Annotated in this window: 9 protein-coding genes; 3 read left to right on the plus strand and 6 right to left on the minus strand. The window is 71.5% G+C overall.

The genetic code is table 11. The features are described from left to right. Positions 1–8: 8 nt before the first annotated feature. The 5 genes from ACWGQ1_RS06105 to ACWGQ1_RS06125 form a co-directional block, all read right to left on the minus strand. A complete protein-coding gene (locus ACWGQ1_RS06105) occupies positions 9–443 on the minus strand; it encodes a hypothetical protein (RefSeq protein WP_136035035.1) in 435 nt (144 codons plus the stop codon). Next, the gene (gene dapB, locus ACWGQ1_RS06110) at positions 443–1183 is read right to left on the minus strand and encodes a 4-hydroxy-tetrahydrodipicolinate reductase (protein WP_136036713.1); all 741 of its coding nucleotides are present in this window, start codon (positions 1181–1183) and stop codon (positions 443–445) included. The genes ACWGQ1_RS06105 and dapB overlap by 1 nt, the downstream gene beginning before the upstream one ends. A gap of 56 nt (positions 1184–1239) precedes the next feature. Further along, positions 1240–1842 (minus strand): histidine phosphatase family protein, encoded by a 603-nt coding sequence (locus tag ACWGQ1_RS06115; protein ID WP_136035039.1) that lies wholly within the window; start codon positions 1840–1842, stop codon positions 1240–1242. A 73-nt stretch (positions 1843–1915) separates the two neighbouring features. Further along, the gene (locus ACWGQ1_RS06120) at positions 1916–2944 is read right to left on the minus strand and encodes an aldo/keto reductase (protein ID WP_136035041.1); all 1029 of its coding nucleotides are present in this window, start codon (positions 2942–2944) and stop codon (positions 1916–1918) included. 216 nt (positions 2945–3160) lie between these two features. Next, positions 3161–5437 (minus strand): polyribonucleotide nucleotidyltransferase, encoded by a 2277-nt coding sequence (locus tag ACWGQ1_RS06125; protein WP_452312539.1) that lies wholly within the window; start codon positions 5435–5437, stop codon positions 3161–3163. 362 nt (positions 5438–5799) lie between these two features. Here ACWGQ1_RS06125 and ACWGQ1_RS06130 point away from each other — a divergent pair, with 362 nt between their 5' ends. Continuing rightward, complete coding sequence (locus ACWGQ1_RS06130) at positions 5800–7110, plus strand: nucleotide sugar dehydrogenase (RefSeq protein WP_452312540.1); 1311 nt, start codon at positions 5800–5802, stop codon at positions 7108–7110. 15 nt (positions 7111–7125) lie between these two features. Here the strand turns inward: ACWGQ1_RS06130 and ACWGQ1_RS06135 are convergent, their stop codons facing one another. Further along, positions 7126–9066: a GDSL-type esterase/lipase family protein gene (locus tag ACWGQ1_RS06135; protein WP_452312541.1), complete on the minus strand. Its 1941-nt coding sequence runs from the start codon at positions 9064–9066 to the stop codon at positions 7126–7128. Positions 9067–9206: 140 nt separating this feature from the next. Here ACWGQ1_RS06135 and ACWGQ1_RS06140 point away from each other — a divergent pair, with 140 nt between their 5' ends. Together ACWGQ1_RS06140 and ACWGQ1_RS06145 are read left to right on the plus strand one after the other, a co-directional pair. Beyond that, positions 9207–9833: a DedA family protein gene (locus ACWGQ1_RS06140; protein ID WP_240745438.1), complete on the plus strand. Its 627-nt coding sequence runs from the start codon at positions 9207–9209 to the stop codon at positions 9831–9833. Beyond that, complete coding sequence (locus ACWGQ1_RS06145; protein WP_168387276.1) at positions 9830–10006, plus strand: DUF5302 domain-containing protein; 177 nt, start codon at positions 9830–9832, stop codon at positions 10004–10006. Before ACWGQ1_RS06140 ends, ACWGQ1_RS06145 begins: the two co-directional genes overlap by 4 nt. Positions 10007–10072 lie beyond the last annotated feature (66 nt).

Genomic DNA, 10072 nt, shown 5'->3' on the forward strand with positions numbered 1-10072 from the left:
CGTCGGGTTCAGGCGCGGAAGAGCCTGATCGCCTCGCGGATGCTCGCCCTCGCGTCCTTGCGTCGTCCGGCGGCGTCCTGCACCACGCCGAGACGGTAGCGGGCGCGCCAGTCGCTCGGAGCGGCCGCCGCGGCCTCGGTGTAGCGGGCGATCAGAGGATCCGCGTCCGCCCGGGCCAGGCGGCCGCTGGGCGTGAGCTCGGTCTCTACGGGCGGCATGCCCCCCTCGGCATCGAGGATCCGACCGAGCCGGTCGGCCCCGAACCCGAACAGCATCTCCCTGACCAGCGCCCAGGCTCCGAGCGGGGCGAGCACGAGGAGCGTGATGCCCATGCCGATCGACACCGGGGTGCCGACGGAGATGAACATCACCGCCAGCCACACCGCCACCGCCAGGTAGACCAGGAGCGCCGCCGCCATCAGGCCGACGCCGATCCGCGACATCACGAGCGCAGACCGAGGTCGATCATGTTCTCCAGCCCGACGACCACCCCGGTCGCCGACGCGGCATACGGCACGGCGAGCCGGATGCCCGGGGCGTACGCGAGGGCCGAGTCGGTGGTGTCGTGCGTCAAGGTGAGCGACTCGCCAGGGCCCGACAGGATCACCTCCTGCTTCGCGATCACGCCGGGACGGCGGAGGGAATGGATCGGGACGCTCGCGACCTGCTGGCCGCGGGCCCGCTGATCCGCGTGCGGCGCACTGACCGGACCCTGCTCTGCCCGCGCCGCGGCGATCAGCTCGGCCGTGCGGACCGCCGTGCCGCTGGGCGAATCGATCTTCGTCTCGCGGTGCGCCTCGATGATCTCCGCCGATCCGAAGAACGGTGCCGCAGCGGCGGCCAGCGCCGAGCCGAGCACGGATCCCAGCGAGAAGTTCGGGATGAAGACCGCACCCGTCCCCGCCGCGTCGACCAGCGGACGCACCAGAGCGATGCGCTCGGCCGACCAGCCCGACGTCGCCACCAGCACGTTGCTGCCCTGCTCCACCGCGGTGCGCACCACGTCGACGCTGATCTGCGGCGTGGAGGCATCCACCACGAGGTCGGCCCCCTGCAACTCCGACAGATCGCTCGATGAACCGAGGACCCGGGTCACCGCGAAGCCGTCGAGCTCCGCGATCGCCGAGCCGATGATCGTCCCGAGCTTTCCGGTTCCGCCGACGAGGGCTACCTTCGTGGTCATGCGTCCAGCCTATGGCCGGGCGAGCGACCGCAGCCGCGGCGCGCTGAGGCGCGGCGTCACACGAGGAGCGCGTCGGGGATCCCGGTGCGCAGCTCCACGGGCAGGTGTCCGGTGTCGTTGTGAGTGAGCAGCGTCCACGGACGCCCCTGCTTCTGCGCGATCACGGTGAGACCGCAGTGCGACTGGTTCAACGTCATCCAGCGCCACTCCGGCGCCGCCAGCACCTCGCGCACGAACCACGAGATCACGAAGTTGTGCGTGATGAGCACCTCGTGCACCTCGCCGGTCTTGCGGACCAGGAACTCGTTGACCGCATCGGACATCTGCGCGCGGCCGGCTTCGATCTCCGCCTCCGTGACGGAGCCGAAGAACGGCTCGAACACCGAGGGCGTCTCCTCCGTCATGCCCGTGGGCACGCAGTCGAACAGGAGCGCCGTCGGCTCGGGATCGACCGACGGAAGACGTCCGGCGATCGCCCTCGCCGTCTCGTTCGCCCGCAGGAGCGGCGAGTGCCAGACCGCATCGAGCGGGAGCCCGGACAGGCGGTCGGCGATCAGCTCCGCCTGCCGCTGGCCGCGCGGCGACAGGGGTCCGTCGGCGAGGCCGTGCTCGGCATCCTGATGTTCACCGTGTCTGACCAGATATATGTAGTGCGTCACAACTCGCTCGCTCGCTTCATCGCCAGCTCCCGCCGGACCTCTCCTCCACCCTATGTCACGGGTGGGTCGACGTTCAGTTGCCCGCGCGGGAGAGCTCGGCCACCTGACTCCGTGACAGTGCCACACCCGCACCCTGCATGAGCTCGTCCACCTGCTCGGCCGCGAACGTGTTCACGATCGGCGCGGTCACCGTGCGCTGCGCCAGGAGCCAGGCGATCGAGACCGCGGCCACGGGCACCCCGAGCTCCTCGGCCACCTGGTCGAGTGCACGGAGGATCTTGATGCCGCGCCGGTTGAGGTGGCCGCGCAGCTGTTCCCCGCGCACGCCGCGCGAGGTGAGCGCCTTGTTGCGGTGACGCCCCGACAAGAAGCCGTGCTCGAGAGCGTGCGAGGGTGTGACCGCGAGGTTCTGCGCTCCGGCCACCAGCCGCAGGTCGCCCTCGAACGGCTGACGCCGCACGAGGTTGTACGGCGCGTCGATGACCGTGATGCGGGGGTATCCGGCCGAGGCCAGGATGCGCGCTTCCACGAGTCGCTCCGGGCTCAGTCCGTAGGCACCGACGGCGCCGATCTTGCCGGCCTCCATCAGCCACTCGACCGTCGCGAGCGTGTCTTCCAGGTTGGTCGTCGCATCGAGCGTCGCGTCGAGGTACAGCACATCGATGCGCTCCACGCCCAGCCGCGTCAGCGATCCCTCGACGGCGCGGACGAGGTTGACCGAGCCGAGTCCGGGGTTGTCCGCGTGAGCGCCGATGCGGACGCTCAACACGACCCGGTCCCGCTGGTCTCGCGACCGCAGCCACTGTCCGAGGATGTGCTCGCTGCGACCACCGGAGAAGCCGTCGGCCGTGTGGATGGCGTTCCCGCCGATCTCGGCGTAGCGGTCCAGGATGCCGTGGCTGGTCTCCAGGTCGACGTTCCACCCGAACTCGGCGGCGCCGAGCATGAGCGGGAAGGTCTCGAAGCCGGTCTCCCCGAGCGGGAGCCGGATGGCCTCGCCGACGCCGGGGCCGACGATGGGGATGGGGGCGGACGGGTGGTCCTCGTGTTCCTGCGCGGCGCGATCAGCCGCTGTTCCTGCGCCTACGCTGAACAACCGCATACTCTCACCCCCGCATCGATCGGTGCGTGCCGACCTGCCTCGCTGCCTGACTAGCACCCCCCGGTGCGTACTTCGAGGGTATGCGACCGCAGCCGACGTCCCGACCAATCCGGGGAACGGCGCGGAAACTTCCGATAACGTTTTGATCACATCGCCGACGACGAAGCCCGGCCCCCTCCTCGCGGAGAGAGCCGGGCTCCAGACGAACGGGCGGAGTTACTCCGCCGCGGCCTCGTCCGACGGCGCCTGCTCAGCGGCCGGGGCGTCGTCGAGCACGGGCTCCAGCGAGAGCTTGCCGCGGTCGTCGATCTTCGTGATCTTGACGAGGATCTTCTGACCGACCGAGAGGACGTCTTCGACGTTCTCCACGCGCTTGCCACCGGCGAGCTTGCGCACCTCGGTGACGTGCAGCAGGCCGTCCTTGCCGGGCAGCAGCGAGATGAAGGCGCCGAACGTGGCGATCTTCACGACGGTGCCGAGGAACTGCTCGCCGACCTCCGGGTTGGTGGGGTTGGCGATCGCGTTCACCTGGGCACGGGCGGCCTCGGCCGAGGGGCCGTCGGTCGCGCCGATGTAGACGGTGCCGTCCTCCTCGATGGAGATCTGCGCACCGGTCTCGTCCTGGATCGCGTTGATCGTCTTGCCCTTCGGGCCGATCAGCTCACCGATCTTGTCGACCGGGATCTGCACGCTGATGACGCGCGGCGCGGTGGGCGCCATCTCGTCGGGAGCGTCGATCGCGGCGTTCAGGACGTTGAGGATCGTCAGACGGGCGTCCTTGGCCTGGGTCAGCGCGCCGGCGAGCACCGACGACGGGATGCCGTCGAGCTTCGTGTCGAGCTGGATGGCGGTGACGAACTCGCTCGTACCGGCGACCTTGAAGTCCATGTCGCCGAGCGCGTCCTCCGCACCCAGGATGTCGGTCAGCGCGGCGTAACGGGTCTCTCCGTTCACCTCGTCGGAGACCAGGCCCATCGCGATGCCGGCGACGGGAGCGCGCAGCGGCACACCCGCGTTCAGCAGCGAGAGGGTCGAGGCGCACACGGAGCCCATCGAGGTCGAGCCGTTGGAGCTCAGCGCCTCGGACACCTGACGGATCGCGTACGGGAACTCCTCGCGGCTCGGCAGCACCGGCACGAGGGCGCGCTCGGCGAGGAAGCCGTGCCCGATCTCGCGACGCTTCGGCGAACCCACGCGGCCGGTCTCACCGGTCGAGTAGGGCGGGAAGTTGTAGTGGTGCATGTAGCGCTTGCTGGTCGTGGGCGACAGCGAGTCGATCTGCTGCTCCATCTTGAGCATGTTCAGCGTGGTGACACCCATGATCTGGGTCTCGCCGCGCTGGAAGATCGCAGAGCCGTGCACGCGCGGGATGACCTGCACCTCGGCGTCGAGCGGGCGGATGTCCGCCAGCCCGCGGCCGTCGATGCGGGTGCCCTCGGTGAGGATGCGCCCGCGGACGATCTTCTTCGTGACCGACTTGTACGCGGCGGAGAACTCCAGCGGGGCCGCGGCCGGGAGCGAGCCCGTCTCGGTGGCCTCGATGAGCTCGGCCTTGACGCGCTCCTTGATGGCGTCGTCGGCGTTCTGGCGCTCGGTCTTGTCGGCGATCTGGTAGACGTCGCTCAGCTCGGCGAACGCGCGCTCCGACACGAAGTCGTAGACCTCATCGCTGTAGGCCGGGAAGACCGGGTAGACGCCCGGCTCCTTCGACGCCGTGGCGGCGAGCTCGGCCTGTGCCTTCACGAGCTGGGCGATGAACGGCTTCGAGGCCTCGAGGCCCTGGGCCACGATGGTCTCGTCGGGCTTGGTGGCGCCCGCCTTGATCAGGTTCCAGCTGCCCTCGGTCGCCTCGGCCTCGACCATCATGATCGCGACGTCTTCGGAGCCGTCGGCCTTGGTGACAACGCGACCGGCGACGATCAGGTCGAACACGGCCTCCGACACCTGCTCGGCCGTCGGGAACGCGACCCACTGGTCGGCGTGCTCGCCGTGGCCGGGGATGAACGCGAGGCGCACACCGGCGACGGGGCCGGAGAACGGCAGGCCCGAGATCTGGGTCGACGCGGACGCGGCGTTGATCGCCAGCGCGTCGTAGAACTCGCCCGGCGCGATCGAGAGGACCGTGATGACGATCTGGACCTCGTTGCGCAGGCCGTCGACGAACGACGGACGCAGCGGACGGTCGATCAGACGGCAGACCAGGATCGCCTCCGTGGAGGGACGACCCTCACGACGGAAGAACGAGCCGGGGATCTTGCCGGCGGCGTAGGACCGCTCCTCGACGTCGACCGTCAGCGGGAAGAAGTCGAAGCCCTCGCGCGGGTGCTTGCCCGCGCTGGTGGCCGAGAGGAGCATGGTCTCGCCGTCGAGGTAGGCGGCGACAGCGCCCTGAGCCTGCTGCGCGAGGCGGCCGGTCTCGAAGCGGATGGTGCGGGTGCCGAAGCGGCCGTTGTCGAGAACGGCCTCGGTGGCGGTGATTTCAGGACCTTCCAAGAGGTCTCTCCTTCTTTGTTTAGCCTCGCGGGCCCGTGTGACGCGCGAGGTGTTCATGAAGGAGCGGATGCGGTGGGGTTCGGGCGCGCGGGGATTCCCCGAGTCTCGCCTGCGCTGGCCACCAGTAGAAAGCCACCCGACAACCACGCCGAGGAACCCACCACAGGGGACCAGCTTCTCCGCCGATCGCTCCATGAGTCGATGTGAAGTTGTACAGTCGACCGCAGTCAACCGGATCCACCCTACCAGCGACGTCCTCGGATCCCGCGTGCTCTCGCCGTCGAAAGTGTCGACACCCGCCGGTCATGGTGTGTTCACCCTCCCGTCGACCGTGCGTCCAGGGCGTCGGCTCTGCTGGGGCCATGCGCATGTCAGTGATCGGATGCGGGTACCTCGGGGCCGTGCACGCCGCGGCCATGGCATCCCTCGGACACGAGGTGATCGGCGTCGACGTCGACGAGGGCCGCGTGGCTGCGCTCTCCCGCGGGCAGGCCCCGTTCTTCGAGCCGCAGTTGGACGACCTCCTCGCGTCGGGTCGGGCGACAGGGCGCCTCCGCTTCGGCACCCGCATCGAGGACGCGGCAGGCGCGACCGTGCACTTCCTCGCCGTCGGCACGCCGCAGCAGCCGCACGACCCGGCCGCCGACCTGCGCTTCGTGGACGCCGCCGTCGACGCGCTGCTCCCCCACCTGCGCCCCGGCGACGTGGTGGCGGGCAAGTCCACGGTTCCCGTCGGCACCGCCGCGCGTCTCGCCGGACTCGTGCACGACCGCGGAGCGACGCTGGCGTGGAACCCCGAGTTCCTCCGGGAGGGCTGGGCCGTGCACGACACCCTGACCCCCGATCGGATCGTGGTGGGGGCGGACAGCGGGGCAGCCGGCGAGCGCGCCGTCGCGGTCCTGCGCGACGTGTACCGTGCCGCGATCGAGGCGGGAACCCCCTTCCTCGCGACCGACCTCGCCACCGCCGAGCTGGTGAAGGGCGCGGCCAACGCCTTCCTCGCCACCAAGATCTCGTTCATCAATGCCATGGCCGAGATCGCCGAGGCCGCGGACGCCGACATCGCCCTGCTCGCGGAGGCGCTCGGCCACGACACGCGCATCGGGCCGCGCTACCTCGGCTCCGGCATCGGATTCGGCGGCGGCTGCCTGCCCAAGGACATCCGGGCGTTCGCGGCGCGTGCGGAGGAGCTCGGTCGGCGCGAGGCCGTGGGCTTCCTGCACGAGGTGGACGCGATCAACCTCCGCCGCAGAGACCGCGCGGTGCAGCTCGTGGTCGACGCCCTCGCCGGACGGGTGTTCGGCCGCCGGATCGCGGTGCTCGGTGCCGCGTTCAAACCCTTCAGCGACGACGTGCGCGACTCCCCTGCGCTCGATGTCGCCGTGCGCCTGCGCGGCCTCGGCGCCGACGTCGTGGTCACCGACCCCGCGGCGATCGACAACGCCAGGGCCCTGCACCCGCAGCTGGGATACACGAGCGACCGGGACGAGGCCCTCCGCGGAGCCGACGCCGTGGTGGTCGTGACGGAGTGGGACGAGTACCGGCGTGCGCTCTCCCCCGCGCATGCGGGGTCGCTCGTGCGCGGACGAGTCGTGGTCGACGGCCGCAACTGCCTCGACGCCGCGGCGTGGCGTGCGGCCGGTTGGACGTACCGCGGCATGGGTCGTCGCTGAGCGCCACCCCCGCGCTCAGCCCACCGGCGCGCCGCGCTCGACGGACGAGCGACCGAGGTAGACGTAGTCGTCGTGCTTGGCGCGGCGGCCGTCACCCGCGGCCCTCCCGTGCAGGCGACGCCACACCCACGGCAGCGCGTACCGCCGCCACCACGCACGGGCTCCGATCGACTCGTGCTCGTGCAGCACGGCGTCGAGCGCGCCGAGGGCCTCGGCGTGGGGCACCCCGAGCACCTCGCCGACGCGATAGGCGAGGAACCGGTGCCCGCGACTGCTGAGGTGCACGAGATCCTCCCCCCAGTGCGGTCGCTCCGCGAGCGCGGGGTGCAGGTCGGTGTCGATCAGGATGGCGCCGGTCCGCGCGGCCACCCCGGCGAGCGCGGTCGCGAAAGCTGCGAAGCGTCGCGCGTACAGGGCTGCCGCGCGTCGTCCGGGGAGGAAGGGCGTCACCAGCACGACCTCGGCGCCGCCGGCGCGCAGTCGCACGATCGCGCCCTCGACCTGTGCCGCGAGCGTCGGCACGGGGGCACGGTACTTCACGAGGTCGTTCGCGCCCACGAGGATCGAGACCAGGTCGGGTCGGAGCTCCAGCGCGCGCTCGAGCTGCTCCCCACAGACGTCCTGCACGCGCTTCGACCGGATGGCGAGGTTGGCGTAGTGCAACCCGCCCCGCGCTGCGAGCAGCAGCGCCAGTCGGTCGGCCCAGCCCCGCAGCGCCCCATCCGCGCCCGGGTCGCACAGTCCCTCCGTCAGCGAGTCGCCCAGCGCGACGTATCTGCGCCAGCGCGCCGGCGGCACGGGTGGCGTGGGCTCGGGCCGCACGAGCCGACGGGCACGCGCCGCCGCGTCCGTCCTGTGCAGCTCCTCGGCCTCCGCGAAGTGCCCGAGGAGCTGATCCCCGACGGCCGCCCAGCTGCGCGCCTGGACGCTCTCGTGACCGGCGCGGCCGAACGCGCGCCGCGTGTGCGCATCGGCCGCGAGCTCGCCCACGCGCCGGCGCAGCTCCCGCAGGTCACCGGGAGGGTAGAGCCAGCCGTCGACTCCGCTGCGTACGAGGTCGAGCGGTCCCCCGCGCCCCGTCGCGACGACGGGGACGCCGCTCGCGTGCGCTTCCTGCAGGGTCTGCCCGAAGGTCTCGCTCTCCCCCGGGTGCACGAACACGTCGAACGACGCCAGGGCCGCGGCGAGCGCGTCGCCGTCGAGGTGGCCCAGGAACAGGGCGTCAGGGAGAAGGTGCTCCAGGCGCCCACGGCTCGGGCCGTCGCCGACCACGACGAGACGGGTACCGGGGATCCCGGCGAGCACGGCCAGGTCTTCCACCTGCTTCTCCGGGGCCAGACGCCCGACATAGCCGATCACGGTCTGCTCACCCCACCGTGCACGCAGAGCGGGGTCGCGGCGCGTCGGATGGAACCGCTCCGCGTCCACGCCTCTCCCCCAGCGGCGGAGGCGGTCGACGCCGAGCTGAGCGAGCTGTCGGGCGGACTCGGCAGACGGAGCCAGCGTCAGGGTGGCCCGCCGGTGGAGCCGGGTGACGTGTGCCTGCGCGATCCCCGCTGTCGCGGCCACGCGGTAGCGCTCGGCGTAGGACACGACATCGGTCTGGTACGCGGCCACCGCGGCGACTCCCTGCCGCTCCGCCGCGAGCACGCCCCGCCACCCGAGGGCGAACGGCGACGCCAGGTGCACCACGTCCGGTCGGAAGTCGGCCCAGCTCGCGATGATCCGCGCGGGAGCGGACGCGCCCACCCGCACGTCGCGGTAGCCGGGAAGGGGCATGCTCGGCACCGCCGTGATCCGCGCGCCGTGGAGCTCGCGCGGCATGCCCTCCGCCGCCGGCGCGATGACCTGCGCCTCGTGTCCACGGCGCTCGAGATGGCGGAGGATCTGCATCACGGATCCGGTCACGCCGTTCATGTGCGGAAGGAAGGACTCGGTGACGATCGCGACTCTCACACCCACAGGATGGCCGCGGCTCGAGCGGCCACCGCCCGGAAACGGCCCGGTGCACCAGATGTTCACCGGATGCTGGACCGGGGGTCACCGGCCAGCTTCCCGTCGGTTGCCGTTCACCCGCGCCGTGCACGCTGGGCGTCGTGCCGACCGATCTGTTCGCCGACGCGCTCGCGAGCCCGTGGAGCCTCGTGGTCATGAGCCTGCTCGTGCTGGGTGACGCGTTCGTCGTCGTGATCCCCGGCGAGATCGCGGTGACGGCACTCGGCGCACTGGCCGTCACGACGGGCAGTCCTCCGCTCTGGGCCGTGGTTCTGTGCGCCGCCGCGGCCGCCGCCGTCGGTGACGCCTGCTGCTACCTGATCGGACGGCTCGTCGGGACCCGGCGATGGCGGTGGATGCGCGCGCCGCGCGTGCGGCAGGCGCTGGACGGCGCCAGACGGCGCCTCGACCGCGGCGCGGCCACGGTGCTGTTCACGGCGCGCTTCGTGCCCTTCGCGCGGCTCGCGGTGAACCTCGTCGCCGGAGCCTCGCGTGTGCGACCCCTGCGCTACTTCCCCCTGGTGGTCGTCGCGGCGACCGGGTGGGCGGTGTACCAGGCCGCGGTCGGCGCCCTGATCGCCGCGGTGCTCCCCGGCGGGCCGCTGGTCGCGGTGCCGGTGTCGATCGTCGTGGCCGTGGCGCTCGGACTCGCTGTGGACCGGGTCGCCGCGCGACGCCGCGGCCGACTCCCCGCGCGCGACGACGGTGCCCTAGGCTCGGGGGCATGAGCACCGAAGAAGGCGCCTCCTCCTCGGAGGACATGAAGCGCAAGTTCAAGGAAGCGCTCGAGAAGAAGAACGCGCACCACCGGCAGGGCGAGGCCCACCTCGACGGCGACTCCGCCGTCCACGCCGCCAACGCCCCGCAGACGCGACGCGAGTTCCGACGCAAGAGCGGTTGACCGCGGTGATGGGGGGGGCAGGTGTTACCCGATCCCCGACCCCCTTCCCCCCTCTGCCCTCCTCCG

It is taken from the genome of Microbacterium sp. NPDC055599, from assembly GCF_053618975.1.

Coding starts and splice junctions, on each gene's coding strand:
- ACWGQ1_RS06105 (WP_136035035.1), bottom strand. CDS start 443: ATGTCGCGGATCGGCGTCGGCCTGATGGCGGCGGCGCTCCTGGTCTAC.
- dapB (WP_136036713.1), bottom strand. CDS start 1,183: ATGACCACGAAGGTAGCCCTCGTCGGCGGAACCGGAAAGCTCGGGACG.
- ACWGQ1_RS06120 (WP_136035041.1), bottom strand. CDS start 2,944: ATGCGGTTGTTCAGCGTAGGCGCAGGAACAGCGGCTGATCGCGCCGCG.
- ACWGQ1_RS06130 (WP_452312540.1), top strand. CDS start 5,800: ATGCGCATGTCAGTGATCGGATGCGGGTACCTCGGGGCCGTGCACGCC.
- ACWGQ1_RS06145 (WP_168387276.1), top strand. CDS start 9,830: ATGAGCACCGAAGAAGGCGCCTCCTCCTCGGAGGACATGAAGCGCAAG.